23 protein-coding genes and 1 tRNA gene are annotated in these 26,083 nt (G+C 70.2%); 13 read left to right on the top strand and 11 right to left on the bottom strand.

What is annotated here, in order from left to right; all coding sequences use genetic code 11:
* Nucleotides 1-198: 198 nt before the first annotated feature.
* From acs to ACWC2B_RS22985, 5 genes are all read left to right on the top strand, one after another.
* Nucleotides 199-2,154, top strand: coding sequence for an acetate--CoA ligase (gene acs, locus ACWC2B_RS23005; RefSeq protein WP_450719435.1), 1,956 nt, complete (start codon nt 199-201; stop codon nt 2,152-2,154).
* Between the two features lie 308 nt (nt 2,155-2,462).
* Complete coding sequence (nhaA, locus tag ACWC2B_RS23000) at nt 2,463-3,857, top strand: Na+/H+ antiporter NhaA (protein WP_450719433.1); 1,395 nt, start codon at nt 2,463-2,465, stop codon at nt 3,855-3,857.
* A gap of 75 nt (nt 3,858-3,932) precedes the next feature.
* Nucleotides 3,933-4,409 (top strand): phage holin family protein, encoded by a 477-nt coding sequence (locus ACWC2B_RS22995; RefSeq protein WP_450719431.1) that lies wholly within the window; start codon nt 3,933-3,935, stop codon nt 4,407-4,409.
* Nucleotides 4,406-5,353, top strand: coding sequence for an alpha/beta fold hydrolase (locus ACWC2B_RS22990; RefSeq protein ID WP_450719429.1), 948 nt, complete (start codon nt 4,406-4,408; stop codon nt 5,351-5,353). The genes ACWC2B_RS22995 and ACWC2B_RS22990 overlap by 4 nt, the downstream gene beginning before the upstream one ends.
* 116 nt (nt 5,354-5,469) lie before the next feature.
* Entirely contained in the window at nt 5,470-5,667 is a 198-nt protein-coding gene (locus ACWC2B_RS22985) for a hypothetical protein (protein ID WP_261714600.1), read from the top strand.
* A gap of 39 nt (nt 5,668-5,706) precedes the next feature.
* On the opposite strand, the gene ACWC2B_RS22980 is transcribed toward ACWC2B_RS22985, so the two are convergent.
* The 4 genes from ACWC2B_RS22980 to nth form a co-directional block, all read right to left on the bottom strand.
* Nucleotides 5,707-7,059 carry a 6-phospho-beta-glucosidase gene (locus tag ACWC2B_RS22980; protein ID WP_450719427.1) on the bottom strand — a complete coding sequence of 451 codons (1,353 nt, stop codon included), beginning with the start codon at nt 7,057-7,059 and terminating at the stop codon, nt 5,707-5,709.
* A 21-nt stretch (nt 7,060-7,080) separates the two neighbouring features.
* Nucleotides 7,081-8,280, bottom strand: a complete 1,200-nt coding sequence (locus tag ACWC2B_RS22975) for a MarP family serine protease (protein ID WP_450719425.1) — start codon at nt 8,278-8,280, stop codon at nt 7,081-7,083.
* A 13-nt stretch (nt 8,281-8,293) separates the two neighbouring features.
* Complete coding sequence (locus ACWC2B_RS22970) at nt 8,294-8,950, bottom strand: NUDIX hydrolase (protein WP_450719515.1); 657 nt, start codon at nt 8,948-8,950, stop codon at nt 8,294-8,296.
* Between the two features lie 445 nt (nt 8,951-9,395).
* The gene (nth, locus tag ACWC2B_RS22965; RefSeq protein WP_450719423.1) at nt 9,396-10,403 is read right to left on the bottom strand and encodes an endonuclease III; all 1,008 of its coding nucleotides are present in this window, start codon (nt 10,401-10,403) and stop codon (nt 9,396-9,398) included.
* A gap of 422 nt (nt 10,404-10,825) precedes the next feature.
* Here nth and ACWC2B_RS22960 point away from each other — a divergent pair, with 422 nt between their 5' ends.
* On the top strand, nt 10,826-11,500 hold the full coding sequence (locus ACWC2B_RS22960; RefSeq protein WP_017947815.1) for a Crp/Fnr family transcriptional regulator: 675 nt from the start codon (nt 10,826-10,828) through the stop codon (nt 11,498-11,500).
* A gap of 299 nt (nt 11,501-11,799) precedes the next feature.
* Nucleotides 11,800-12,690, top strand: coding sequence for a nucleotidyltransferase domain-containing protein (locus ACWC2B_RS22955; protein ID WP_450719420.1), 891 nt, complete (start codon nt 11,800-11,802; stop codon nt 12,688-12,690).
* A 250-nt stretch (nt 12,691-12,940) separates the two neighbouring features.
* Here the strand turns inward: ACWC2B_RS22955 and ACWC2B_RS22950 are convergent, their stop codons facing one another.
* The 4 genes from ACWC2B_RS22950 to ACWC2B_RS22935 all read right to left on the bottom strand — a co-directional run bounded on the left by ACWC2B_RS22950 (nt 12,941) and on the right by ACWC2B_RS22935 (nt 15,957).
* The gene (locus ACWC2B_RS22950) at nt 12,941-13,771 is read right to left on the bottom strand and encodes an MBL fold metallo-hydrolase (RefSeq protein WP_450719418.1); all 831 of its coding nucleotides are present in this window, start codon (nt 13,769-13,771) and stop codon (nt 12,941-12,943) included.
* Between the two features lie 151 nt (nt 13,772-13,922).
* A complete protein-coding gene (locus ACWC2B_RS22945; protein WP_450719416.1) occupies nt 13,923-14,810 on the bottom strand; it encodes an NUDIX hydrolase in 888 nt (295 codons plus the stop codon).
* A 521-nt stretch (nt 14,811-15,331) separates the two neighbouring features.
* On the bottom strand, nt 15,332-15,799 hold the full coding sequence (locus ACWC2B_RS22940) for a RidA family protein (RefSeq protein ID WP_450719414.1): 468 nt from the start codon (nt 15,797-15,799) through the stop codon (nt 15,332-15,334).
* Complete coding sequence (locus ACWC2B_RS22935) at nt 15,796-15,957, bottom strand: DUF4177 domain-containing protein (RefSeq protein ID WP_003975360.1); 162 nt, start codon at nt 15,955-15,957, stop codon at nt 15,796-15,798. Before ACWC2B_RS22935 ends, ACWC2B_RS22940 begins: the two co-directional genes overlap by 4 nt.
* 293 nt (nt 15,958-16,250) lie before the next feature.
* On the opposite strand from ACWC2B_RS22935, the gene ACWC2B_RS22930 reads away from it, so the two are divergent.
* Both ACWC2B_RS22930 and ACWC2B_RS22925 read left to right on the top strand, forming a co-directional pair.
* A complete protein-coding gene (locus tag ACWC2B_RS22930) occupies nt 16,251-17,213 on the top strand; it encodes an ArsA family ATPase (protein ID WP_450719412.1) in 963 nt (320 codons plus the stop codon).
* Complete coding sequence (locus ACWC2B_RS22925) at nt 17,210-18,721, top strand: ArsA-related P-loop ATPase (protein ID WP_450719410.1); 1,512 nt, start codon at nt 17,210-17,212, stop codon at nt 18,719-18,721. The genes ACWC2B_RS22930 and ACWC2B_RS22925 overlap by 4 nt, the downstream gene beginning before the upstream one ends.
* A gap of 13 nt (nt 18,722-18,734) precedes the next feature.
* Here ACWC2B_RS22925 and ACWC2B_RS22920 read toward each other — a convergent pair whose 3' ends face one another.
* Nucleotides 18,735-19,103 carry a WhiB family transcriptional regulator gene (locus ACWC2B_RS22920; protein ID WP_189961774.1) on the bottom strand — a complete coding sequence of 123 codons (369 nt, stop codon included), beginning with the start codon at nt 19,101-19,103 and terminating at the stop codon, nt 18,735-18,737.
* A 417-nt stretch (nt 19,104-19,520) separates the two neighbouring features.
* Here ACWC2B_RS22920 and ACWC2B_RS22915 point away from each other — a divergent pair, with 417 nt between their 5' ends.
* On the top strand, nt 19,521-21,779 hold the full coding sequence (locus tag ACWC2B_RS22915) for a transglycosylase domain-containing protein (protein ID WP_450719408.1): 2,259 nt from the start codon (nt 19,521-19,523) through the stop codon (nt 21,777-21,779).
* Between the two features lie 255 nt (nt 21,780-22,034).
* Here the strand turns inward: ACWC2B_RS22915 and ACWC2B_RS22910 are convergent, their stop codons facing one another.
* A complete protein-coding gene (locus ACWC2B_RS22910; protein WP_450719406.1) occupies nt 22,035-22,499 on the bottom strand; it encodes a GatB/YqeY domain-containing protein in 465 nt (154 codons plus the stop codon).
* Nucleotides 22,500-22,587: 88 nt separating this feature from the next.
* On the opposite strand from ACWC2B_RS22910, the gene ACWC2B_RS22905 reads away from it, so the two are divergent.
* The 3 genes from ACWC2B_RS22905 to ACWC2B_RS22895 all read left to right on the top strand — a co-directional run bounded on the left by ACWC2B_RS22905 (nt 22,588) and on the right by ACWC2B_RS22895 (nt 25,004).
* Nucleotides 22,588-23,517, top strand: coding sequence for a metallophosphoesterase (locus ACWC2B_RS22905; protein ID WP_450719404.1), 930 nt, complete (start codon nt 22,588-22,590; stop codon nt 23,515-23,517).
* A gap of 174 nt (nt 23,518-23,691) precedes the next feature.
* Nucleotides 23,692-23,765 (top strand) — tRNA-Pro (locus tag ACWC2B_RS22900).
* 345 nt (nt 23,766-24,110) lie between these two features.
* Nucleotides 24,111-25,004 (top strand): phosphorothioated DNA-binding restriction endonuclease, encoded by an 894-nt coding sequence (locus ACWC2B_RS22895; RefSeq protein ID WP_450719402.1) that lies wholly within the window; start codon nt 24,111-24,113, stop codon nt 25,002-25,004.
* A 61-nt stretch (nt 25,005-25,065) separates the two neighbouring features.
* Here the strand turns inward: ACWC2B_RS22895 and ACWC2B_RS22890 are convergent, their stop codons facing one another.
* Nucleotides 25,066-25,842: an ABC transporter ATP-binding protein gene (locus ACWC2B_RS22890; RefSeq protein WP_450719400.1), complete on the bottom strand. Its 777-nt coding sequence runs from the start codon at nt 25,840-25,842 to the stop codon at nt 25,066-25,068.
* Nucleotides 25,843-26,083 lie beyond the last annotated feature (241 nt).

Genomic DNA, 26,083 nt, shown 5'->3' with positions numbered 1-26,083 from the left:
GAGAAGTACGGCGAGAACGTACGGCCTCTCCTGACCGGCTCCCCCGCCGCAGGAGAGGCCGTACGCGTGCCATGGCGACCAGCGAGCCCTACAGGTCTAAACCAATTCCCTGGAGACTCTTGTCACCCGGCCTTTGGCCTGATGAGCTATGGCCCGGGACACATAGGCACATAGGACGCCCTGGGAAAGGGAGATGTCGTGAGCAACGAAAGCCTGGCCAACCTGCTCAAGGAGGAGCGGCGGTTCGCGCCGCCCTCCGAGCTGGCCGCGAATGCCAACGTGACGGCGGAGGCGTACGAGCGGGCCGAGGCGGACAGGCTGGGCTTCTGGGCCGAGCAGGCCCGGCGCCTGACCTGGGCCACCGAGCCGACCGAGACCCTCGACTGGTCGAACCCGCCCTTCGCGAAGTGGTTCGCCGACGGCAAGCTGAACGTCGCGTACAACTGCGTCGACCGCCATGTCGAGGCCGGGCACGGCGACCGCGTCGCCATCCACTTCGAGGGCGAGCCGGGCGACAGCCGCTCCCTCACCTATGCCGAGCTCAAGGACGAGGTGTCAAGGGCCGCCAACGCCCTTACGGAGCTGGGTGTCCAGGCCGGCGACCGGGTCGCGGTGTATCTGCCGATGATCCCCGAGGCGGCCGTCGCGATGCTCGCCTGCGCCCGGGTCGGCGCCGCGCACTCCGTGGTCTTCGGCGGCTTCTCGGCGGACGCCGTCGCCTCCCGCATCCAGGACGCCGACGCCAAGCTCGTCATCACCGCCGACGGCGGCTACCGGCGCGGCAAGCCGTCCGCCCTGAAGCCCGCCATCGACGAGGCCGTCGCCAAGTGCCCGCAGGTCGAACATGTGCTGGTGGTACGCCGCACGGGCCAGGACACCGCGTTCACCGAGGGCCGCGATGTGTGGTGGGACGACATTGTCGCCCGCCAGTCCGTGGAGCACACGCCCACCGCCTTCGACGCCGAGCACCCGCTGTTCATCCTGTACACCTCGGGTACGACGGGTAAGCCCAAGGGCATCCTGCACACCTCCGGCGGGTACCTCACCCAGGCCGCGTACACGCACCACGCGGTCTTCGACCTGAAGCCCGAGAGCGACGTCTACTGGTGCACCGCCGACATCGGCTGGGTCACCGGGCACTCCTACATCGTCTACGGTCCGCTCGCCAACGGCGCGACCCAGGTCATGTACGAGGGCACCCCGGACACCCCGCACCAGGGGCGATTCTGGGAGATCGTGCAGAAGTACGGCGTGACCATCCTCTACACCGCGCCGACCGCGATCCGTACCTTCATGAAGTGGGGCGACGACATCCCCGCCAAGTTCGACCTGAGCAGTCTGCGGGTCCTGGGGTCGGTCGGCGAGCCGATCAACCCCGAGGCGTGGATGTGGTACCGCAAGCACATCGGCGCCGACAAGTGCCCGATCGTGGACACCTGGTGGCAGACCGAGACCGGCGCGATCATGATCTCGCCGCTGCCCGGCGTCACCGAGACCAAGCCGGGTTCGGCCCAGCGCGCGCTGCCCGGCATCGCCGCGACCGTGGTCGACGACGAGGCCAACGAGGTCCCCGACGGCGGGGGCGGCTACCTGGTCCTGACCGAGCCGTGGCCTTCGATGCTGCGCACCATCTGGGGCGACGACCAGCGCTTCATCGACACGTACTGGTCGCGCTTCGCGGGCCGTTACTTCGCGGGTGACGGCGCCAAGAAGGACGACGACGGCGACATCTGGCTGCTCGGCCGCGTCGACGACGTCATGCTCGTCTCCGGCCACAACATCTCGACGACCGAGGTCGAGTCGGCGCTCGTCTCGCACCCCTCGGTCGCCGAGGCCGCCGTGGTCGGCGCCGCCGACGAGACGACCGGGCAGGCCATCGTGGCCTTCGTGATCCTGCGCGGCACCGCCGCCGAGACCGACGGCCTGGTCGAGGAGCTGCGGGCGCACGTCGGCTCGGCGCTCGGCCCGATCGCCAAGCCGAAGCGCGTCCTGCCGGTCGCGGAGCTGCCCAAGACCCGCTCGGGCAAGATCATGCGGCGACTCCTTCGCGATGTCGCCGAGAACCGTGAGCTGGGGGACGTGACGACCCTGACCGACTCCTCGGTCATGGCGCTGATCCAGAACAAGCTGCCGAGCGCGGCCAGCGAGGACTGAGCGGCGGAACAGTCGCTGAAGGGCCCGGCCGGGATGCGGCCGGGCCCTTTTCGCACCCATTTGCCGGGCCTTCCCGCGCACGCGAGCAAGTCCTGGTCAGGCACCTTGACGGTCTCCTTTCGCGCGCCTTATGACCGCTGTGCCCCTAAAGTGATGATCACCGGATCCACCCCGCCGCACGCACCGCACCGTAAAGTTAGGTAAAGTAAGGAAAGCGTCAACGACGCGACAAGAAGGTCAGGTGCGCCGGGAAGTCTGGTCGGCAACGTGCTCAGTCATGCCCGCCGAACCGACCGGAGGTCGCCCTCGTGGCCACACCCACCCCCAGCAAGCGCAAGTTCCTCGGTCGCCTCTCGCTCCCCGAGCGCAACTTCGTCGCGGAGGCGCTGCGCGCCGAGACCGTCGGCGGCGTCCTGCTCCTCGTGGCCGCGATCGGCGCGCTGATCTGGGCGAACACCCTGGGTTCGAGTTACGAGTCGGTCCGGGGTTTCCACCTCGGAATCAGCTCCCTAGGGCTCGACCTCTCCATACAGCACTGGGCGGCCGACGGGCTGCTCGCCATCTTCTTCTTTGTCGCCGGTATCGAGCTCAAACGTGAACTCGTCGCCGGAGAACTACGCGATCCCAAAGCAGCCGCGCTGCCCGTGATCGCGGCCGTCTGCGGCATGGCGGTGCCCGCGCTCGTCTACGCGCTGGTGAACATTTCCGGCAACGGATCCCTTGACGGCTGGGCCGTACCGACCGCTACGGACATCGCGTTCGCGCTGGCCGTGCTCGCGGTCATCGGGACCTCGCTGCCCTCGGCGCTCCGCGCCTTCCTGCTCACCCTGGCCGTCGTCGACGACCTCTTCGCGATCCTGATCATCGCGGTCTTCTTCACCAACAGCATCAACTTCGCGGCGCTCGGCGGCGCCGTCCTCGGGCTCGCCGTCTTCTGGCTGCTGCTCAGGAAGGGCGTAAGGGGCTGGTACGTCTACATCCCGCTCGCGCTCGTCATCTGGGGGCTGATGTACAACAGCGGCGTCCACGCCACCATCGCCGGTGTCGCGATGGGCCTGATGCTCCGCTGCCACCGCATCGAGGGCGAGGAGCACTCCCCCGGCGAACACATCGAGCACCTGATGCGGCCGGTTTCGGCCGGGCTCGCGGTCCCGCTCTTCGCACTGTTCTCAGCCGGTGTCGGCATCAGCGGAGGCACCCTGGCCGACGTCTTCACCCGGCCCGAGACCCTCGGTGTCGTGCTCGGCCTGGTCGTCGGCAAGGCCCTCGGCATCTTCGGCGGCACCTGGCTGGCCGCCCGGTTCACCAAGGCCGAGCTCAACGACGACCTGGCCTGGCCCGACGTCTTCGCCGTGGCCTCGCTCGCCGGCATCGGCTTCACGGTCTCGCTGCTCATCGGCGAACTCGCCTTCGCCGGCCAGGTCGAGCTGACCGACGAGGTCAAGGCAGCCGTCCTGGTGGGCTCGCTGACAGCCGCGGTGCTCGCCTCCGTCCTGCTCAAGATGCGGGTACGCAAGTACAAGGCGCTGGTCGAGGACGAGGAGCGGGACGACGACCACGACGGCATCCCCGACATGTACGAACTGGACAAGCCGGAGTACCACCTGCGGATGGCCGCGATCTACGAGAACAAGGCGGCCGAGCACCGCAGGCTGGCGCAACTGGCGGGGGCGGGGCGCAACGACGGCGACAGTCCGGCATGATCTGACAACGGGTCTGTTGGACCTGTTGGACCTGTTCGACCCGTCGGTATCCGAGAAGAGATGAGGGAGTCAGCGATGAGCGACCCCAGCCACAACGCCGGCAGCGCCGAGCGCAGCCTCGGCCAGCTGGTCGCCTCCGCGACCGCCGAGATGTCCGCGCTGGTGCACGACGAGATCGCGCTGGCCAAGGCCGAGCTGCGCCAGGACGTCAAGCGCGGGGCGATCGGTGGCCTCGCCATCAGTACCGCTGGTGTGCTCGCGCTGTTCTCGCTGCCGGTGCTGAGCTTCGCGGCGGCGTACGGCATCCACAACCTGGGGCTCGGGCTCGCCTGGTCGTTCCTCATCGTCGGCGGCGCGTTCCTGGTGCTCGCGGCGCTGCTCGGGGTGCTCGCCATCGCCAAGTTCAAGAAGGTCAAGCCGCCGGAGAAGTCCATCGCCTCGGCCAAGCAGACGGCCGCGGCCCTGCAAGGCGTGAAGCCGCACCCGCGCCCGGCGACCGTCCGGGACGCGGTCACCGAGACCTCCCCCTCTGTGGCACGCTCGTCTGCATGACCGCACCCGATCCCGGTACCGGAAGCCCTGGCGGCACCGGCAGCCCCGTCCGTATCGATGGTCCCTGGACCCATAGGGACGTGGCAGCCAATGGTGCGCGCTTCCACATCGCCGAACTCGGCGACGGGCCACTGGTGTTGCTGCTCCACGGTTTTCCGCAGTTCTGGTGGACCTGGCGCCATCAGCTGACCGCGCTGGCCGACGCCGGTTTCCGCGCGGTCGCGATGGACCTGCGCGGCGTGGGCGGCAGCGACCGCACCCCGCGCGGATACGACCCGGCCAACCTCGCGCTCGACATCACCGGCGTCGTGCGGTCCCTGGGCGAGCCCGACGCGGCCCTGGTCGGGCACGACCTGGGCGGCTATCTGGCGTGGACGGCGGCGGTGATGCGACCCAAGGTGGTGCGCCGGCTCGTGGTGTCGTCGATGCCGCATCCGCGCCGCTGGCGCTCGGCGATGCTCGCCGACCTCAAGCAGACCTCGGCCGGGTCCTACGTCTGGGGCTTCCAGCGGCCGTGGCTGCCGGAGCGTCAACTGGTCGCGGACGAGGGCGCGTTGGTCGGCCGACTCGTACGGGACTGGTCGGGCCCGCGCCAGCCCGAGGACGAGGCCGTGGAGACCTACCGGCGCGCCATGTGCATCCCCTCCACGGCGCACTGTTCGATCGAGCCGTACCGGTGGATGGTGCGGTCGATGGCACGGCCCGACGGCATCCAGTTCAACCGGAGGATGAAGCGGCCGGTGCGGGTCCCCACGCTTCACCTGCACGGCTCGCTCGATCCGGTGATGCGGACCCGCAGCGCGGCCGGCTCGGGCGAGTACGTCGAAGCACCGTACCGCTGGCGGCTGTTCGACGGCCTGGGCCACTTCCCGCACGAGGAGGACCCGGTCGCGTTCTCGACCGAACTGGTCAACTGGCTGAGGGATCCAGAACCGGATCGCTGAGTTCCGATGACCTCGGCGGAACTGGTGTCCGACGAACGGCCAAATGCCCGGCGCATAGGCCAATTGGCCCCCTCTGGCGCGGTTACCGACCATGGGCCCCGGGCACACGTCGGGGTATGGGCTGGACGCACGACTACGGTGACGCAGCACGCAACCGCCGAACGGCCGCAGGGCCGGTCTCCTACGAGAGGGGCGGCCCGCAGGGGCAGGGGCTACAACACCCCTCCCCCGATTCCCAGGAGGTGGGCATTCCGCGCATCCTGCGCCGCCGGGCCCGCTGGGTCTCGGCCCGGCTGAGGCACACGCGAACCTAGTGGGGCGCGCGCGGGCGGCCGGTCGTCCCTACAGCGGGCCTAGTCCGTCCTGAGGTAGCCGAGGCCGGGGTGGGCGCTGCGGTAGCCGTCCAGGAGCCTTCGGGCCACCTGGACCGAGTCGATCAGCGGGTGCAGGGCGAACGCCTTCACCGCCGTCCGCGCCGACCCGCTCGCGGCCGCCTCCAGGACGCACCGCTCGACCGCCTTCACCGCACTGACCAGGCCCGCCTCATGGCCTGTCAGCTGCGTCACGGGCAGCGGGCGGGGGCCTGCCGCGTCGATGCGGCAGGGGATCTCGATGACGGCTCGCTCGTCGAGCGCGCGCAGGGACGTTCCGTTGCGCACGTTCAGGACGAGCGTCGCCGCCTCGTCCCGCGCGATGGCCCGCATCAGGGCGAGCGCCACGTTCTCGTACCCTCCGGACTCCAGGTCGTCGGCCGCGCGCTCGCCGGCTCCCGACACGTCCCGGTTTTCGGACATGTACGTGGCCTCGCGCTCGGCCCGGGTGCGGTCCCAGGCCGCCCACACCGATGCGTCGGGCACGGTCTCCGCCGTGGCGTAGAAACGTGCCTGCTGGTCCCTGAGGAAGGCGCCGCGCGTCTGCTCGGCCCGCTGGTAGGCGGCCACCGCCTCACGGTTGAAGTAGTAGTAGTGCAGGTACTCGTTCGGTACGGAGCCCAGCGAGCGCAGCCAGTCGGCGCCGAACAGCTTGCCCTCCTCGAACGAGGTGAGCAGCTCGTCACCCTGCTCGAACAGGCGCGGCAGCACGTTCTTCTCGCCCTCGTACAGCCCGTGCAGCCAGCCCAGGTGGTTGAGGCCCGCGTAGTCCAGGCGCACCGCGTCCGGGTCGGCGCCGATCGTGCGGGCGACCCGGCGGGCCAGGCCCACCGGCGAGTCGCAGATGCCGATGACGCGCTCGCCGAGGTGCTCGGCCATCGCCTCGGTGACCAGACCCGCCGGATTGGTGAAGTTGATGACCCAGGCATCCGGAGCGAGCGCCTTGACCCGGCGGGCGATCTCGACGGCGACCGGCACGGTGCGAAGCCCGTAAGCGATGCCGCCCGCGCCGACCGTCTCCTGTCCGAGGACGCCCTCGGCGAGCGCGATCCGCTCGTCGGCGGCCCGGCCCTCCAGACCGCCGACCCGGATCGCCGAGAACACGAAGTCCGCGCCGCGCAGCGCCTCGTCGAGGTCGGTGGTGGTGCGTACCCCGGGGGCGTCCTCGATCCCGTACGCCCGGTCGGCGAGAACCCGGCCGATGGCGTGCAGCCGGGCCGCGTCCAGGTCGTAGAGGACCACCTCGGTGACCCGCCCGGGGGCGTGGTCGCGCAGCAGGGCGCCGTACACGAGGGGGACGCGGAAGCCGCCGCCGCCGAGGATCGTCAGTCGCATCGGAGCCTTCTCGTCAGGGGGTCAAAGGGCGCACTGCTGGCTGTCGACCTGTTGATCGGCCGTGCGGCCCTGCTGAATGTCGGCCTGGATCTCGTCGGCGGTCAGCGCGTATCCGGTGTCCGGGTCGTCGAGCGACTTCGCGAAGACCACTCCGTACACCTTGCCCTCGGGGGTCAGGAGCGGGCCGCCGGAGTTGCCGGGACGGACCGTGGTGAACAGCGAGTAGACATCGCGGCGGACCGTGCCGCGGTGGTAGATGTCCGGCCCGTTGGCGCTGATCCGGCCGCGGACGCGAGCGGAGCGGACGTCGTAGGGATGGTCCTCGGGGAAGCCCGCGACGATCGCGCTGTTGCCGCTGCGGGCGTCGGTCGAGGTGAACTGGAGAGGCGGCGCCTTCAGGTCCGGCACGTCCAGGACCGCGATGTCGCGGCGCCAGTCGTAGAGCACGACCTTCGCGTCGTACGTGCGCCCCTGACCGCCTATCTGGATGGTCGGCTCGTCCACGCCGCCCACCACGTGCGCGTTGGTCATGACGCGCCTGTCGGCGAAGACGAAGCCGGTGCCTTCGAGGCGCTTTCCGCAGCTCGGGGCCATACCGACGACCTTGACGATCGACTTCTTGGCGGCGGCCGCGACGGGGCTGCCCGCGAGCTTCGGGTCGGGCGCCTGGACCTCGGTGATCGACTCGTTCGAGAACGGCGTGAAGACCTGCGGGAAGCCGTTCTGCGCGAGGACCGAGGAGAAGTCGCTGAACCAGGTCGACGCCTGTTGGGGCATCACATTGGAGACCCCTAGCAGGATCTTGGAGTTGCGGACCTCCTTGCCCAGCGTCGGCAGGGCGGTCCCGGCGAGCGCGGAACCGATCAGCCACGCGACAAGCAGCATGGCCACGACGTTCACCAGGGCGCCGCCGGTGGCGTCCAGGGCTCTCGCGGGCGACCAGGTGATGTACCGGCGCAGCTTGTTGCCGAGGTGGGTGGTGAAGGCCTGGCCGACGGAGGCGCAGACGATCACGATGACGACCGCGACGACGGCCGCTGTCGTCGAGACCTGGGACTCGTTGGTCAGCTGGTCCCAGATGACCGGGAGCAGGTACACGGCGATGAGGCCACCGCCGAGGAACCCGATCACCGACAGGATGCCGACGACGAAGCCCTGGCGGTAGCCGACGATCGCGAACCACACGGCGGCGACCAGCAACAGGATGTCCAGCACGTTCACGGGCCCCAGCCTGTCACGCGTGCCAGTCGAGCGGCACCCGCTTGGCTCGGTCCCACGGGCGCTCCCAGCCCGCGTAGTGCACGATCCGGTCGATCACACCGGCCGTGAAGCCCCACACCAGCGCCGATTCGACCAGGAATGCCGGGCCTGTGTGGCCCCGTGGGTGGACGGCGGTCGCGCGGTTGGCCGGGTCCGTGAGATCCGCCACGGGGACCGTGAAGACGCGGGCCGTCTCGCCGCTGTCGACCGCCCGCACCGGCGTCGGCTCGCGCCACCAGCCGAGCACGGGCGTCACGACGAAGCCGCTGACCGGGATGTAGAGCCGGGGCAGCACGCCGAAGAGCTGGACGCCGGCCGGGTCAAGACCGGTCTCCTCCTCGGCCTCGCGCAGCGCGGCCCGCAGCGGTCCCGTGGTGGCCGGGTCGCCGTCCTCGGGGTCGAGGGCGCCGCCCGGGAAGGAGGGCTGGCCGCCGTGCGAACGGAGCTGGCTCGCCCGCTCCATGAGGAGCAGCTCGGGGCCGCGCGGGCCGTCGCCGAACAGGACGAGCACGGCGGACTGCCGCCCGTCGCCGCTCTCCGGCGGCAGGAACCGGCTCATCTGCTCGGGCTCGACGGCCTCGGCCGCCCGCGCGACCGGCGACAGCCACTCGGGCAGGCCCTCGCTGGTCACGACGAGACCGTTCGTACGGGGGCCGGTGCCCGGCCCGGCGCCGGCCCGGGCGGGGACCGGGTGGCCGACGGCGCCGTGGGCGACGGAGGCATGGCCGGTAGCGGCGTGGCCGACGGCTCGGGCCCCGGCGGCGTCCTTGGCGGGTTCTCGGGCCGGGTCACCTGTGCCGCGCGGGTCGCCGGGCCTGGCCGGGTCGCCCGCGCCGTTGGCGGCCTGGGCATGGCCAGGCCCGCCGATACGGCCGCTCAGGCCGCCGCTGCGGCTCCGGTCGGCGTCCGCACGGCCTACCGGGCCGCCGGTGCGGCCAAGACCGCCGGTCGCGCTCAGGTCACCGTCGTACGTCTCGCTCATGTGCGTCATCTGCACCCCCGTCATTCATCGTCCACAACGCCCCTGACGGTCGCTTTCGTTCCGGCCGGCCCCAGCGTCCGTCTTCCGGGTGACGTCAGCCGGCTCCCAACGGCGGCGCGGGCAGGCCCGGGTAGTCCGGCGGCGGGCTCAGCCGCTGACCCGGGAAGCCGCCCTTCTCGTACTTGAGGAGCTTCTGCGCCTTCTCGGGGTCGGTCTCGCCCTCGCCGTACGAGGGGCAGAGCGGGGCGATCGGGCAGGCGCCGCAGGCGGGCCTGCGGGCGTGGCAGATGCGGCGGCCGTGGAAGACGACCCGGTGCGAGAGCATCGTCCACTCGCTCTTGGGGAAGATCGCGCAGATCTCCGCCTCGACCTTCTCGGGGTCCTCCTGCTCGGTCCACTTGAACCGGCGCACCAACCTGCCGAAGTGGGTGTCGACGGTGATTCCCGGCACCCCGAACGCGTTGCCCAGCACGACATTTGCGGTCTTGCGACCGACCCCGGGCAGCTTGACCAGATCCTCCAGACGGCCCGGCACCTCGCCGCCGAACTCGTCTCTGAGGGCGGTGGCGATCCCCATGATCGACTTAGTCTTGGCCCGGAAGAACCCGGTGGGCCGGATGATCGCCTCGACCTCCTCGGGGTTCGCCGCGGCGAGGTCCTCGGGCGTCGGGTACGCGGCGAACAGGCCCGGTGTCGTCTGGTTGACCCGGAGGTCGGTGGTCTGCGCGGACAGGACGGTCGCGACGAGCAACTCGAACGGATTACGGAAGTCGAGTTCGGGATGGGCGTACGGATAGACCTCGGCGAGTTCGCGATTGATCCGGCGAGCCCGGCGGATCATGGCGAGACGGGACTCGGGCTTGCCCCCGACGGGCCGCCCGGTGGCGGCGACCTTGGGGCTGCTGCTGGGGGTGGCCGCGCCCTTGGTCTTCGGCGCGGCTTTCGCCTTGGGGCCGCCCGGCGAGGCCGCCTCCTGAGGAGGCGCCGCGTCGGCGGACGTGACCTTGGCGGCCGCCGCCTTCCGACCTGTTCCTGCCGGTGCCCCAGCAGAGCGAGAGGCAGCCTTCTTCGCAGCGGTCTTCTTAGCGACGGGCTTGTCCATGGCGGGCTCCTTGCCGGCGGGCTTCACTCGGGCGGCCTTCCCGATCGGCTCGGCCGTGTTGTCAGCCGTGTCGCCAGCCGCCTTGCCGGACCGTGCGGCAGAGGCAGCTCTCGTGGTCCGCGCGGCCCTCTTCGCGGACTCTTTCGCCTCGAACGCGGGCTGTTCGCCCACAGCGGAATCGTTCTCTGCGGACACTCTTCCAGCCCCCCTGGCCTGCGCTCTCACCGGCGAATTGGACACCCGGCCAGCCTAAAGCCCGGCACTGACATCCGCCCCGACCACAGCGAATCAGCGCCCCAATCGGCCCCCTGACTCACGGTCCGGCACTCCAGTACGTCATCCTTGTGATTGATCGCACTGTTTAGACCGTCCGGCAAAATGGGGAGCAGGCTCCCCTGATACCGGTCGACAAGGAGAGATTCGTGGACGACGTTCTGCGGCGCGCCCCGCTCTTCGCGGCGCTCGATGACGAGCAGGCCGCGGAGCTCCGCGCCTCGATGAGTGAGGTGACGCTCGCCCGCGGCGACGCCCTCTTCCACGAGGGCGACCCCGGCGACCGCCTGTACGTGGTCACCGAGGGCAAGGTGAAGCTGCACCGCACCTCACCCGACGGCCGGGAGAACATGCTGGCGGTCCTCGGCCCCGGCGAGCTCATCGGCGAGCTGTCCCTCTTCGACCCGGGCCCGCGCACCGCCACGGCGACCGCGCTGACCGAGGTCAAGCTGCTGGGCCTGGGCCACGGCGACCTTCAGCCCTGGCTGAACGCCCGCCCGGAGGTGGCCACGGCCCTGCTGCGCGCCGTCGCCCGCCGCCTGCGCAAGACCAACGACCAGATGTCCGACCTGGTCTTCTCCGACGTGCCGGGCCGTGTCGCCCGCGCACTCCTCGACCTGTCGCGCCGCTTCGGCGTGCAGTCCGAGGAGGGCATCCACGTCGTCCACGACCTGACGCAGGAAGAGCTGGCCCAACTGGTCGGCGCCTCCCGCGAGACGGTCAACAAGGCGCTCGCCGACTTCGCCCAGCGCGGCTGGCTGCGCCTGGAGGCCCGCGCGGTCATCCTGCTGGACGTGGAACGCCTGGCGAAGCGCTCGCGCTGAGCGACGTCGTTCGCGGCCGCGTCCTGCGCAGCCGCTTCGGTCCGTGCGCCTGAGGGGCCGGTCTCACCGAGACCGGCCCCTTTCGCGTTCGTCTCCTGTCGCCTGGGGCTGTGCATGGCCCGCCATGGGCGCGCACGCACAGGCGGGACGGACGGACAGCCAACAGCCCGGCTGTCAGTGGCCCGGTCTACTCTGCGCGTATCTGCTGTCTCCGCGCGTACGGTCGCGGCACGAGGCGAAACTCAAGGACATCCAGGACAGGACACGCAGGCCACCAAGGGCGTAAGGACACTGGGCACATGGACGGGTACGACGGATGCATCGAGCGCGAGGGGTCGCTCGGGCTTGTGCAGCCGGAGTTCCGGACCGTCGTCGCCGCCCTGCGCGACCAGGTGGCGCACCGGTTCGGCGGGCGGCTGCACAGCGCGTACCTGTACGGGTCCGTGCCGCGCGGCACGGCGCGGGCCGGCCGGTCCGACCTGGATGTGCTGCTCGCGCTGCACGAGGATCCGACGGACGCCGATCGGGCCGAGGCACGGAACATCGAGGCCGAGTTGGACGCCGGGTTCGAGGTGATCGACGGGGCGGGAATCCTGCTGTTCGGCCGGGACGTGCTGCTGAGCGAGCTCGAACGGTACGACCTCGGCTGGTTCGTGGCCTGTCTGTGCACGCCGCTGCTCGGGGACGACCTCGCCGAACACCTGCCCCGCTACCGGCCCACCTCGCTGCTCGCCCGCGAGACCAACGGCGACCTCGGCGACGCCCTGCCGCGCTGGCGCCGACAAGCCGCAGAGGCCACGGAAGCCATGGAGGCCATAGAGACTGCAAAGGCTACGGAGGCCGCGCAGGCCACCGAGGCCGCCTGGGCCGCCTGGGCCGCCTGGGCCGCCGCCGACGCAGCACTCCGGTCACTCGTACGCGGAGCCTCGCGCAAGCTCGTGCGGACCGCGTTCACGCTCGTCATGCCGCGGTACGGCGGCTGGACCAGCGATCTGACGGAGCAAGCGGAGATCTTCGGGCGCTACTACCCGGAGCGCGCCGGACAGTTGAGAAAAATTGCCGTGCTGGCCGGGAACCCGGTGGCGGACCGGGACGTTCTCGATATGTACACCGAAGATCTCGGACCGTGGCTCGCCGCCGAATACCTCGCGGTCCATGGCGCCAAGGCGCCGCGCCTGTACGAGAGTTGAGCTCCGCCCCGCCCAACTTTCCTCTACGGAGCGCCAGTTCAAGCCGCGACTGAACCTGGCCGCGCCGGGCCTCCCCGCGACCGGCCCAACCCGGCCAGGCGACGGGCTCCCTGAAGCGGCATCAGCCAAGGGTGGCATCAGATGCGCCGCCGAACACGACATCAGCTACACCTGCGCCGACCACACCGACTACGACGCCGGCCGACACCACGCGCCGTAGCCTGGCGCAACGTCAAATCCTGACGCAACGTCAAATAAGGCCGTGCTCGCGCAAATACTCAAGCTGCGCGCGCACCGAAAGCTCGGCGGCCGGCCACAGTGACCGATCGACGTCCGAGTAGACCAGGGCCACCACGTCCGCCGCCGTGAGGTGGCCGTTCTCCACCGCCGTCTCCACCTGGGCGAGCCGGTGGGCGCGGTGGGCCAGATAGAACTCGACGGCACCCTGCGCGTCGTCGAGCACCGGGCCGTGCCCCGGCAGCACGGTGTGCACACCGTCATCAACAGTCAGCGAACGCAGTCGGCGAAGGGAGTCGAGATAGTCGCCCAGGCGGCCGTCGGGATGAGCCACGACGGTCGTGCCGCGCCCGAGGACCGTGTCGCCCGTCAGGACGGCCCGGTCGGCGGGCAGATGGAAGCAGAGCGAGTCAGCGGTGTGGCCCGGGGTGGGCACCACCCTCATCTCCAAGCCGCCGGTGGTGATGACATCGCCCGCCGCGAGGCCCTCGTCCCCCAGGCGCAGGGCCGGGTCCAGGGCGCGCACGGGGGTACGGGTCAGCTCCGCGAAGCGGGCCGCACCCTCGGCGTGGTCGGGGTGCCCATGGGTGAGCAGGGTCAGCGCGACCTGCTTGCCCGCCTTCTCGGCCGTGGCGATGACGTGGTTGAGGTGTGCGTCGTCGAGCGGCCCGGGGTCGATGACGACGGCCAGGTCGGAGTCGGGCTCGGAGACGATCCAGGTGTTGGTGCCGTCCAGGGTCATCGCGGAGGGGTTGGGCGCGAGGACGTTGATCGCGCGGTCGGTCGCAGGGCCCGAAAGGACCCCGCCGCGCGGCTGCCCGGGAAGAGCGGCGGCGTCACTCATACGGCACCTCCAGGGGTGGCGGAGTCGGTGGTCACCTGGGCAAGCCTCGCGGAACGGGGCAGGTCCTGGCGACCGCGCCTCGCGAGGCCGTCCCGCGCAAGGTCGATCGCAGGAAGGTCGATCGCAGGGTCGATGAGGGTGGCGGCCGGGGTCATGAGGGACGGCCCCCGGCCGGGATGTGCTTGGTGAACTCGTCGTGCCCGGGCCAGCTCAGGACGAGTTCCCCGGTGTCGGTCAGGCGGGCCCGGGCGAGGACCGGGGTCAGATCGCGCCCGGCCGCGCCCACGAGGGCTTCGGCGGCAGTGGCGTACGGAAGGAGGTCACGCAGGGTGGAAATGGTCGGCGGCATCATCAGGAGTTCGCCCTTGTCGTAGCCGGCGGCGGCTTCGAGGGGGCGGATCCAGACGGTGCGGTCGGCCTCGGTGGAGGCGTTCCGGGTGACCTGGCCTTCGGGGAGCGCGGCGACGAAGAACCAGGTGTCGTAACGCCTGGGCTCGAATTCGGGGGTGATCCAGCGCGCCCAGGCGCCGAGCAGATCGGAGCGGAGCACGAGGCCGCGCCGGTCCAGGAATTCGGCGAAGCTGAGATCGCGGGTCACCAGGGCCTGGCGGTCGGCCTCCCAGTCGTCGCCGGTGGTGTCGCCGACGACGGTGGTGGCGTCGGGGCCCGCGAGGAGGACACCCGCCTCCTCGTAGGTCTCACGGACCGCGGCGCAGACGATGGCCTGGGCGGAGGCGGGGTCGGTGCCGAGGCGTTCGGCCCAGGTTTCGCGAGCCGGTCCTGCCCACCCGAGCTGGGCGTCCTCGGCGTCGCGGGGGTCCACTCCACCGCCCGGGTATGCGTACGCGCCTCCGGCGAAGGCCATGGAGGCGCGTCTGCGCAGCATGTGTACGGCGGGGCCGGTGTCCGTGCCGGCCGCACCATCCCTGAGCAGCATCACGGTGGCGGCCCGCCGCGGCTCGACCGCGGTGAGCTCGCCGGCGGCGAGGGCGCGGATGCGGTCCGGCCACTCCGGCGGGTACCACTGACCATTGGGCATGGGCGGATGCTACGGGGTGGCGTGCGGATGTTCGAGGGGGTGCGTGTATGTGACATCCCTTTGACACGCACTGGAGTGCCCGAAGGGCGCTCCAGGCCCTTCAGCGACCGGCCTCCGGCGTCAGAGGTCAACCGTCAGAGGCCAGCACCCGCAGCCAGCCACCAGCAGCCACGAACGTCCGCCAGCCATCAGCGGCCCACCACCAGCCGTCGGCGGTGGTCACCGGCCGCCGACCACCCGCGGCACGGCAGCCAGCCGTAAGCCGACAAAGGCCGCCCTCTTGAGGTCAGCCGTCGGCGGCCACGACCGGCCTGTCACCGGTCAGCGGCCGCCGGCCATCCATGGCACGCAGCTGGCCGTAAGCCGTCGAGGGCCGACCCCGTGGAGTCGGCCCTCGACGAGAGGAGATCAGCCCGAGGCCAGTTCGAGATCAGCCCAGAAAGGATCGACCGAGAGGAAATCAGCCGACGAAAGGACCATAGAAGGACCACCATAAAAGGACCAAAGAAGGACCAGAGGGGTCAGGCTTCGACGAGTTCTACCTGGATCTCGACCTCGACCGGCGCGTCCAGGGGCAGCACCGCTACGCCCACCGCGCTGCGGGCGTGGACGCCCTTGTCGCCGAGGACGGCGCCGAGGAGTTCGCTGGCGCCGTTGATGACACCGGGCTGGCCGGTGAAGTCGGGGGCGGAGGCCACGAAGCCGACGACCTTCACGACGCGCGCGATGCGGTCCAGGTCACCCGCGACGGACTTGACCGCGGCCAGCGCGTTGAGGGCACAGGTGGCGGCCAGTTGCTTGGCCTCCTCCGGGGTGACCTCGCCGCCGACCTTGCCGGTGACGGGCAGCTTGCCCTCCACCATGGGGAGCTGGCCGGAGGTGTACACGTACACCCCGGACTGCACGGCGGGCTGGTACGCGGCGAGCGGCGGGACGACAGACGGGAGGGTCAGGCCCAGTTCGGCCAGCTTGGCTTCTACGGCGCTCATGCCTGCTTCTCCCGCTTCAGGTAGGCCACCAGCTGCTCGGGGTTGTTCGGCCCGGGGACGACCTGGACCAGCTCCCAGCCGTCCTCGCCCCAGGTGTCCAGAATCTGCTTGGTCGCGTGCACGAGAAGGGGCACGGTCGCGTATTCCCACTTGGTCATGGGCCCGACTGTAGCCGCTGCCTGCCGCCCCTTCGCGCGGGCGTCTTTACGCGGACCACAGCGGGCGCCTTACCGGGCGCGCCTTACCGGGCGCCTTACGCGGACCACATGTGTGAGCCACGGACGGAGTGGTTGGGCCGGTTGGGCCGGTTGGGCCGGTTGGGCCGGTTGGGCCGGTTGGGCCGGTTGGGCCGGTTGGGCCGGTTGGACGTAACGGACCTCACCACTCGAACGCTCCGCTGATCCCCACCCGGAGCCACCGGAGCGCTTGGTAAGGAATTAGGCTCGAAGACGTGAGCAGGCTCCAGGTCGTCAGCGGCAAGGGCGGTACCGGCAAGACCACGGTCGCCGCAGCACTCGCGCTCGCCCTCGCGACGGAGGGCAGGCGCACACTCCTCGTCGAGGTCGAGGGCAGACAGGGCATCGCGCAGCTCTTCGAGACGGAAGCCTTTCCGTACGAGGAGCGCAAGATCGCGGTCGCGCCCGGTGGCGGGGAGGTGTACGCGCTGGCCATCGACGCGGAGCGGGCACTCCTCGACTACCTCCAGATGTTCTACAAACTGGGCGGCGCGGGGCGGGCGCTGAAGAAGCTCGGCGCGATCGACTTCGCGACCACCATAGCGCCGGGGGTACGCGACGTACTGCTGACCGGCAAGGCCTGCGAGGCGGTGCGCCGGAAGAACAAGCAGGGGGCGTACGCGTACGACTACGTCGTGATGGACGCGCCGCCCACCGGGCGCATCACGCGCTTCCTGAACGTGAACGACGAGGTGGCCGGGCTCGCGAAGATCGGGCCGATACACAATCAGGCACAGGCCGTCATGCGGGTCCTCAAGTCGCCTGAAACGGCAGTGCACTTGGTGACGCTGCTAGAGGAGATGCCCGTACAGGAGACCGTCGACGGGATCGCCGAGCTGCGGGGGGCCGAGCTGCCGACGGGCAAGGTCATCGTGAACATGGTCCGGCCGCACGTGCTGGACGAGGCGGCGGTGCGCGGGGTCACCGGCGACCGGCGCAAGGAGGTCGCCAAGACACTGACGCGGGCCGGCGTGACCGGTTCGGCGAAGCTGGTGACGCCCCTCCTGGAGCAGGCCGCCGAGCACGCCGAGCGGGTGGAGCTGGAGCGTGAACAGCGGGCGGCGCTCGGCCAGTTGGGGCTGCCTACGTACGAACTGCCGTTGATCGGCGAGGGAATGGATCTGGCCGGGCTCTACCGCCTGGCCTCGGAACTGCGCAAGCTCGGGGTGGGTGAGTGACTTTGGACGCGGCTGAGCCGCTGGCGATCGATCCGCTGCTTGACGATCCGGGTACCCGCATCATCGTGTGCTGCGGTTCGGGCGGGGTGGGCAAGACAACTACCGCCGCCGCGTTGGGAGTTCGGGCCGCGGAGCGTGGCCGGAAGGTCGTGGTCCTCACCATCGACCCGGCCCGCAGGCTCGCCCAGTCCATGGGCATCGACTCGCTCGACAACACCCCGCGGCGGGTGAAGGACGTGGAGGGCGACGGCGAACTGCACGCCATGATGCTCGACATGAAGCGGACCTTCGACGAGATCGTCGAGGCGCACGCGGATCCGGACCGGGCCAAGGCGATCCTGTCGAATCCGTTCTACCAGTCCCTGTCGGCCGGCTTCGCGGGCACGCAGGAGTACATGGCGATGGAGAAACTGGGGCAGCTGCGGGCCCGGGACGAGTGGGACCTGATCGTGGTCGACACCCCGCCCTCACGCTCCGCGCTCGACTTCCTGGACGCGCCGAAACGGCTCGGGTCGTTCCTCGACGGCAAGTTCATCAAGCTGCTCATGGCGCCCGCGAAGATGGGCGGCCGGGCGGGGATGAAGTTCCTCAATGTCGGCATGTCGATGATGACCGGCACCCTGGGCAAGTTGCTCGGCGGCCCTTTCCTGAACGACGTACAGACCTTCGTGGCGGCCATGGACACGATGTTCGGCGGGTTCCGGACCAGGGCGGATGCCACCTACCGACTGTTGCAGGCGCCGGGCACCGCGTTCCTCGTGGTCGCCGCGCCCGAGCGGGACGCGCTGCGTGAGGCCGCGTACTTCGTGGAGCGCCTCGCCGCCGATGACATGCCGCTGGCCGGGCTCGTACTCAACCGCGTGCACGGCAGTGCGGCGTCCCGGCTCTCGGCCGAGCGCGCCCTCGCCGCGGCGGAGAGCCTCGAAGAGCTGCCGGACCCGCCGGAGGCCCCGGACCTGCCGGGTCACGCGGAAGGGAATCCGGACCATCTTGCGCAAGACCCTGGGGAAAGCCCTGCGGGAAACTCTGTTGCAGAAAACCCTGCAGAAAATCTTGACGAGCGTCGCATTGTCGATCAGGAGGCCGGGAAGGCTGAAGGTCGTGGCCCCAGCGATTCCTCTCCCCACGCTGGCGATACCCACGCAGACAGTTCCCCTGCAGACGGTTCCCCCGCAGGCGATTCCCCCGCAGGGGCTACCGACGCACAAGCTACCGACGCGGACGCTTCCCACGCTGATGCGACCGATGCCCGCACAGGCGTGAACCCCGGTCAGGAACCCGATCAGGAATCCGTCGAGCTGCTGACCGCCGGGCTGCTGCGGCTGCATGCCGAGCGCATGCAGGTGCTCGCGCGTGAACAGCGGACGCGCGACCGTTTCACCGCGCTCCACCCCGAGGTCCCGGTCGCCGAAGTGGCCGCCCTGCCCGGCGACGTGCACGACCTCGCGGGGCTGCGGACCATCGGGGACCGGCTCGCGGCCGGTGGTGTCCCGGCCGGAGCTGCCTGATCCTCCGACCTCGTCAGCCCGCTGCGGCGTACGCCTCGTCTCCGAAGGAATGCCGGTAGTCGTACGCCGACTCCTCCTCCGCGCACACGGGCAGGATTCCCGTGCTGCGCTCGTACTCGGTACGCGCGGTTTCGAGGAGGCGGTGCCAAGAGGTGACGGTGGGGCGCCTGCGCAGAAGTGCGCGCCGCTCCCGTTCCGTCATTCCGCCCCACACGCCGAACTCGACGCGATTGTCGAGCGCATCAGCCAGGCACTCGGTCCGCACCGGACAACCGGTGCACACCGCCTTGGCCCTGTTCTGCGCTGCGCCCTGTACAAACAGTTCGTCCGGATCGGTAGTGCGGCAGGCTGCCTGCGCACTCCAGTCGGTTACCCAGCCCATGCCGGCGCCGTCCTCTCCCGAATCGAGGCTCCCCCACGGCGGCAGCGGCATATTCACCGCTGCCAGTTGAGGACGTTACGGAAGGTGGGCACAGCGCAACACCCCCGTCGGGCCCAATCTTGAATGGTCCGAACGGACTATGCGTACGCGGCAGATCACCCAACGGAGTGAGCTGAGGACATGCGTGACGAACCCGAAATAACGGGACCTATCGCCTGAGTCACAACGGACGCCCGATGACGCATGAGGCGCAATCGGACACCAACCGGGGTTGATTCCTGCCGGATTCGGGGACGGCGGAACACTTCCACTCACGGCCGAGGACTTGATACGGAACCGCACTGCTGTGACAGTTGGGAGCAGCTTAGGCCAGAGCCTTCATCCGTGTCCGGCGATTGAGAACGTAGGCTGCCCCCCATGGCAAAGAAGCGATCGGGCGGAGGCCTGACCGGGACCCAGCAGGCCGCCAAGTTCCTCGGCGTGAGTGTGTTGGCGGGGGCCGTGCTCGCGGGGATCGCCCTGCCGGCGGCCGGCGCGCTGGGGCTCGCGGCCAAGGGCACGGTCGAGGGGTTCGACGAGATCCCGGCCAATCTCAAGACCCCGCCGCTGAGCCAGCGCACCACGATCCTCGACAGCAAGGGCGGCACGATCGCCCAGGTCTACTCGCGCGACCGCACCGTGGTGGCACTCGCCGACATCTCCCCGTACATGCAGAAGGCGATCGTCGCGATCGAGGACTCGCGCTTCTACGAGCACGGCGCGATCGACCTCAAGGGCGTTCTGCGCGCGATGAACAAGAACGCGACCAGCGGCGGTGTCGCCCAGGGCGCGTCCACGCTCACGCAGCAGTACGTGAAGAACGTCTTCGTCGAGGAGGCCGGGGACGACCCCGACAAGGTCGCCGAGGCCACCCAGCAGACGATCGGCCGCAAGGTCAAGGAGCTCAAGTACGCGATCCAGGTCGAGGAGGAGCTCGGCAAGAAGAAGATCCTGGAGAACTACCTCAACATCACGTTCTTCGGGCAGCAGGCGTACGGCATCGAGGCCGCCGCCAAGCGCTACTTCTCCAAGTCGGCCAAGGACCTGACCCTGGACGAGTCGGCGATGCTCGCCGGGATCGTGCAGTCGCCCAGCCGGTACGACCCCGTGAACGACGCGCAGGAAGCCAAGAAGCGCCGCAACACGGTGCTCCAGCGGATGGCCGACATGAAGGACATCTCGCAGGCCGAGGCCGACAAGGCCATGGCAGCGCCGATCAAGCTGAGCGTGAGCAAGCCGAAGAACGGCTGCATCACCGCCGTCGACGGCGCGGGCTTCTTCTGCGACTACGTACGCGAGGTGTTCCTGTCCGACCCGGTCTTCGGCAAGACGAAGGAGGACCGGGCCAAGCTCTGGAACCAGGGCGGGCTCACCGTCCAGACCACGCTCGACCCGCAGGCGCAGAAGTCGACGCAGGATTCGATCAAGAACCACGTCTACCAGAAGGACACCGTCGCGACCGCGGTCTCGCTGGTCCAGCCCGGCAGCGGCAAGATCCTGGCGATGGGCCAGTCCAAGCCGTACGGCTTCGGGGACAACGAGACGCAGATCAACTTCTCGGTCAACCGCCAGATGGGCGGCTCCAATTTCGGCTTCCCGGTCGGCTCGACCTTCAAGCCGTTCCTGGCCGCGGCCGCGATCGAGGGCGGCAAGCCGCCGACCCAGCAGTACCCGTCGCCATACGAGATGGACTATCCGGCAACCGTCCAGACCTGCAACGGCAAGCCGTGGGTCAACGACGGCAAGCCCGAGCCGTACCACCTGGAGAACGAGAACCGGTCCGAGGTCGGCCCGTTCGCGCTGAAGGACGCGATGGCCAAGTCGGTCAACACGTACTTCGTGCAGATGCTCGGCGACATCGGCATGTGCCCGGTCTCGCAGATGACCGACAAGCTGCACGTCCTCCAGGGCAACGGTGCCAAGCTGCCCATGGTTCCCTCGGCGCTGACGCTCGGTTCCACCGGCATGTCGCCGCTGACGATGGCCTCCGCGTATGCCGCGTTCGCCAACCGGGGCACGTACTGCACGCCGATCGCCATCGAGTCCATCAAGAAGGCGGACGGCAAGTCGCTGCCGGTGCCCAAGTCGTCCTGCTCGCAGGCGATGTCGCAGAACACCGCGGACAGCATCAACACCCTGCTGCGCGGCGTGGTCGACTCCGGTACGGGTCAGGAGGCCGGACTCAAGGACCGGGACAACGCGGGCAAGACCGGTACCACCGACGCCCGTAAGAACGCCTGGTTCGTCGGGTACACGTCGAACCTGTCCGCCGCGGTCTGGGTCGGCAGCCCGTCCCAGCGCGTCGAGATGAACAACATCACCATCGGCGGCCAGACGTACGAGCAGGTGTACGGCGGCCAGGTCCCCGGCCCCATCTGGCGGGACGCGATGAACGGCGCGCTCCAGGGCCAGCCCTCGGCGCCCTTCGTCAGCGTCAACATCCCGGACACCGGCCAGAAGCCGGGCGTCCCGGCGACGGGTGCGCAGGGCAACAACGGCGACAAGAGCAAGAACAAGGGCAGGCACAAGCCGAAGCCGGGCGGCGACAACAAGCCGCCACCGAACCCCGACCAGCCCTTCCCCGGCATCTCCATCCCGCCGGGCGTGATCGGCGGGGACACGGGCGAGTGGCCGTAGCAGCGGTACGTACGTGCATGAGGCCGCGGTGGCCGTGCGCACATAAGGCCGCGGTAGCCGTACGCGCTCAAGGCCGCAGCAGCCACAGGCACATGAGGCCGCAGTAGCCGTAGGCACATGAAAAGGGGCGCCCCGGGATTCACTTCCCGGGGCGCCCCTTTTCGCAGCCGGATGAGCGTCGACCGGCGTTTGCGGCCGACCGAGCGTCGGCTTGCGTGGGCAGCCGACTGGGCTTGCGTCTGCGGCCGGCTGCGCTCAGCCCGCGAGGAGCTTCTTCACCGCGGCGGCGACGCGGCCGCCGTCGGCGAGGCCCGCCACCTTCGGGTTCACGATCTTCATGACGGCGCCCATCGCGCGCGGCCCCTCGGCGCCGGCCGCCTTGGCCTCCTCGACGGCGGCGGTGACGATCGCCGCGAGCTCGTCGTCGGAGAGCTGCTTGGGCAGGTACGCGTCAAGGACCTCGCCCTCGGCCAGCTCACGCGCGGCGGACTCGGCGCGGCCGCCCTTGTCGAAGGCCTCGGCCGCCTCGCGGCGCTTCTTCGCCTCCTTGGCGATCACCTTGAGCACCTCGTCGTCGGAGAGCTCGCGCGCGGCCGTGCCGGCGACCTCTTCCTTGGCGACGGCGGTGAGGGTCAGCCGGAGCGTGGAGGAGCGCAGCTCGTCGCGCGCCTTGATGGCGGTGGTGAGGTCGTCCTTGAGTCGGGCCTTGAGCGTGGTCATGTGCCCAGTGTGTCAGGTGCACAGCCGTACCCGCCCGCCGATTTCCGCCCCGTACGCCGTTGTCGGCGGCGTCTGCGACGATGGGCGTATGCGCGCGCGATACGGAATTCCCCTGGGTATCACGGCGGTCGGGGCCGCCGGTCTCGCCTATGCGGCCGGCTTCGAGGCCAGATCCTTCCGGCTGCGGCGGGTCACGGTGCCGGTCCTGGCGCCGGGGGCGAGGCCCTTGCGCGTGCTCCAGGTCTCGGACATCCACATGGTGAGCGGCCAGCGCAAGAAACGGGCGTGGCTGCAGTCGCTGGCGGGCCTGCGCCCCGACTTCGTGGTGAACACGGGCGACAACCTGTCCGACCGGGAGGGCGTCCCCGAGGTGCTGGACGCGCTGGGCCCCTTGATGGAGTTCCCCGGCGTGTACGTCTTCGGCTCCAACGACTACTACGGCCCGAAGCTGCGCAACCCGGCCCGGTACCTGTTCGAGAAGGCCCAGGGCCGGCACGGCCTCAACGGCAACGCGCCGGCCGTCGGCGTCGTGCACAACCCGTGGGAAGAGCTGCGGGACGCGTTCGACATGGCGGGCTGGGTGAACCTGAACAACGCCCGCGGCCGCCTCAAGCTCGACGGCATGGAGCTGGCCTTCACGGGCCTGGACGACCCACACATCAAGCGCGACCGGTACGACAGCGTGGCCGGCGGCGCGGAGGCGGACGCCGACCTCTCGATCGCCGTGGTGCACGCCCCCTACCTGCGCTCCCTGGAGTCCTTCACCGCGGACGGCTACCCGCTGATCCTGGCCGGCCACACCCACGGCGGCCAGCTGTGCGTCCCCTTCTACGGCGCCCTGGTCACCAACTGCGACCTGGACACGGACCGCGTGAAGGGCCTCTCCACCCATTCGGCCGAGGGCAACCGCGCGTACCTCCACGTCTCGGCAGGCTGCGGCACGAACCGCTACACCCCCATCCGCTTCGCCTGCCCGCCGGAGGCGACGCTGCTTACGTTGGTGGGGCGACGGGGGTGACCTCTTGCTGGGCGGGGGCCGAGGCCGGTCCCGGGGGGCGGGCACTCCTGCGGGGTCCGAGACCCGCCGGCCTGGACCACGTCCGACCTGCCTACGGCACCCCGAAAACCGGATTTCGTCTCCAGCCGCCAGTGGGCTAAAGTAAACGACGTCGCCGCGACAAGCGGAGACAATCGGGGTGTAGCGCAGCTTGGCAGCGCGCTTCGTTCGGGACGAAGAGGTCGTGGGTTCAAATCCCGCCACCCCGACAGCCGAAATACCAGATCAGGGCCGGTGTTGAGAGATCAGCACCGGCCCTGATTTGCGTTGCGGGCCTGCTCTGGGAGCCATCCGGGAGCCGACTTCGGGGAGCGGCTCCCCGAAGCCTCCCAGCGGGAGGTGGGCCGCCTTCGAGCACGCCGTGCGCCGCGTGCCCTCCGCAAGACACACCCCATGGCTTGTGTCGAAACCACCGGCAGTTCGCCTCGCGGCGGGTCGACCAAGTCGACAGCCGTATGGAGTTCTTCTCTGCCACCCCCGCGGAGGCGCGCAACGCGCTGCAACGGTTCACCGGACACCATGGCCTGCGGCGAAGCATCACTACGATCGCCGTCATGGACTGGCTGGAGCGCGTCGCGAAGCTGAGGCAGTGGAGCCGGGGAGGGGCGCGGGCGCCGCACAAGCCGTTGCTGCTGCTGTACGCGCTGGGCCGTTTTCAGGCGGATGCCGCGGACGAGTTGCCGTACAGCGCGGTGGAGGCGGATCTGAAGCAACTACTGGTGGAGTACGGGCCGTCGCGTGGGACCACGCCCGCCTATCCCTTCCACCATCTGGTCAGCGACGGCGTGTGGGAGGTGCGAACCGAGCACGGCGTCGGCAGCCCGGGCACCGGGGTGCGGGACCTACGAGCCAGCCGGGCCACCGGGCGGCTGGCCCCGGACCTTCAGGTGGCGCTCCGGCGGGAACCTTCGCTGCTGGGCCGCATGGCAAGGGTGCTGCTGGATCTGCACTTCCCGCCGTCGCTGCACCAGGACCTGTGCGACGCGGTCGGCCTGGAACTGGAACTGGCCGAGACCGACGCTCTGGCAGCGCCCGGGAGGCGGCAGCGGGATCGGCGGATGCGGGAGATGGTGCTGACCGCGTACGAGTACCAGTGCGCCTTCTGCGGCTACGACGGCATGATCGGCACGGCGCCCGTCGGGCTTGAGGCCGCGCACGTGCGCTGGTGGGCGTTCGACGGCCCGGACGACATCGACAACGGGCTGTGCCTGTGCTCGCTGCACCACAAGCTCTTCGACAAGGGCGTCCTGGGCATAGGCGACGGCCACCGCATCCTGGTCTCGCGGCAGTTCATCGGCCGCGGCCAAGCTGCCCGCGAGCATGTCACAGCACTCGCGGGCCGTCCGCTCATCGGCCCTCAACCCGGCACCCTGCCCATCGCGGCGAACCACCGTTCCTGGCACACCAGCCAGGTCTTCCACGGCAGCCCACGCCCCAGCGCTGTCTGACCCGGCGTTCCCTGACGATGTGGTTGGCGACCCGGGCGGACGCACCTCGGCGGGCTCCTCGTCAGCTGCCGCCGCCCGGGCCGCGCAGGGTCTGGGCGGCGGCCAGTTCCCGGTAGACGGTGCTGCCGTCGAGCAGTTGCTCGTGGGTGCCGGACGCGATGACCCGGCCGGCGTCGAGGACGTGGATGCGGTCGGCGTTCTGCACGGTGGAGAGCCGGTGGGCGATGACCAGCAGCGCGCACCGCCGGGCGATGTCGCGCATGACCTGGCTGAGGGCGGCTTCGTTGATGGCGTCCAGGTGGGAGGTCGGTTCGTCGAGCAGGAGCAGCGACGGCCGGGTGAGCAGGGCGCGGGCGAGGGCGATGCGCTGGCGTTCACCGCCCGACAAGGTGGTGCCGCGCTCGCCCAGGACGCAGGAGAGGCCGCCGGGGAGCCGGTCGACGACGTCGGTGAGGTTGGCCAGGCGCACCACTCGCCGGACCTCGGCCGGGTCGGCGCCGGGCATCGCGTAGGTGATGTTGTCCCACAGGGTGCCGTGGACGACGTGGGTGTTCTGGTCGACCAGGGCGATACGGGCCCGGCACTCCCGGCGGGTCAGCTCGGGGGCGGGCCGGCCGTCGAAGAAGAGGGCGCCCTTCTGGGGTTCGTAGAACCGGGCGGCGAGCGAGAAGACCGTGGTCTTGCCGGCGCCCGACCGGCCCACCAGCGCGACCTGGCCACGACGGGGCACGGACAGGGACACGCCGCGCAGGACGGGCCGGCCGGGCAGGTAGCCGAAGTGGACCTCGCGGAGAGCGAGCGCGTCGGCGGGCCGGGCGATGTCCTGACGTGGGCGCACGGGTGCGCGCGAGGCGCTCGCGGGTTCCCCAGGAAGCGCCAAGGCCTGGTCGACGCGAGATGCGCACGGGGCGCCCACGGGGTCCTCCGGAAGCGCCAACGCCCGGTCGACGCCAGGTGCACCCACGGCACCCACCGGTTCCTCCGGAAGCGCCAACGCCCGGTCGACGCCAGGTGCACCCACGGCACCCACCGGTTCCTCCGGAAGCGCCAACGCCCGGTCGACGCCAGGTGCACGCACG

The organism is Streptomyces sp. NPDC001415, assembly GCF_053597395.1.
This window is presented reverse-complemented; position numbering and strand designations above follow the sequence as displayed.

What these genes read in the sequence shown, in the direction of transcription:
- ACWC2B_RS22995 (WP_450719431.1), top strand. Translation starts at nt 3,933, where the DNA reads ATGAGCGACCCCAGCCACAACGCCGGCAGCGCCGAGCGCAGCCTCGGC.
- ACWC2B_RS22990 (WP_450719429.1), top strand. Translation starts at nt 4,406, where the DNA reads ATGACCGCACCCGATCCCGGTACCGGAAGCCCTGGCGGCACCGGCAGC.
- ACWC2B_RS22985 (WP_261714600.1), top strand. Translation starts at nt 5,470, where the DNA reads ATGGGCTGGACGCACGACTACGGTGACGCAGCACGCAACCGCCGAACG.
- ACWC2B_RS22980 (WP_450719427.1), bottom strand. Translation starts at nt 7,059, where the DNA reads ATGCGACTGACGATCCTCGGCGGCGGCGGCTTCCGCGTCCCCCTCGTG.
- nth (WP_450719423.1), bottom strand. Translation starts at nt 10,403, where the DNA reads ATGGACAAGCCCGTCGCTAAGAAGACCGCTGCGAAGAAGGCTGCCTCT.
- ACWC2B_RS22955 (WP_450719420.1), top strand. Translation starts at nt 11,800, where the DNA reads ATGGACGGGTACGACGGATGCATCGAGCGCGAGGGGTCGCTCGGGCTT.
- ACWC2B_RS22950 (WP_450719418.1), bottom strand. Translation starts at nt 13,771, where the DNA reads ATGAGTGACGCCGCCGCTCTTCCCGGGCAGCCGCGCGGCGGGGTCCTT.
- ACWC2B_RS22945 (WP_450719416.1), bottom strand. Translation starts at nt 14,810, where the DNA reads ATGCCCAATGGTCAGTGGTACCCGCCGGAGTGGCCGGACCGCATCCGC.
- ACWC2B_RS22940 (WP_450719414.1), bottom strand. Translation starts at nt 15,799, where the DNA reads ATGAGCGCCGTAGAAGCCAAGCTGGCCGAACTGGGCCTGACCCTCCCG.
- ACWC2B_RS22935 (WP_003975360.1), bottom strand. Translation starts at nt 15,957, where the DNA reads ATGACCAAGTGGGAATACGCGACCGTGCCCCTTCTCGTGCACGCGACC.
- ACWC2B_RS22920 (WP_189961774.1), bottom strand. Translation starts at nt 19,103, where the DNA reads ATGGGCTGGGTAACCGACTGGAGTGCGCAGGCAGCCTGCCGCACTACC.
- ACWC2B_RS22915 (WP_450719408.1), top strand. Translation starts at nt 19,521, where the DNA reads ATGGCAAAGAAGCGATCGGGCGGAGGCCTGACCGGGACCCAGCAGGCC.
- ACWC2B_RS22910 (WP_450719406.1), bottom strand. Translation starts at nt 22,499, where the DNA reads ATGACCACGCTCAAGGCCCGACTCAAGGACGACCTCACCACCGCCATC.
- ACWC2B_RS22905 (WP_450719404.1), top strand. Translation starts at nt 22,588, where the DNA reads ATGCGCGCGCGATACGGAATTCCCCTGGGTATCACGGCGGTCGGGGCC.
- ACWC2B_RS22895 (WP_450719402.1), top strand. Translation starts at nt 24,111, where the DNA reads ATGGACTGGCTGGAGCGCGTCGCGAAGCTGAGGCAGTGGAGCCGGGGA.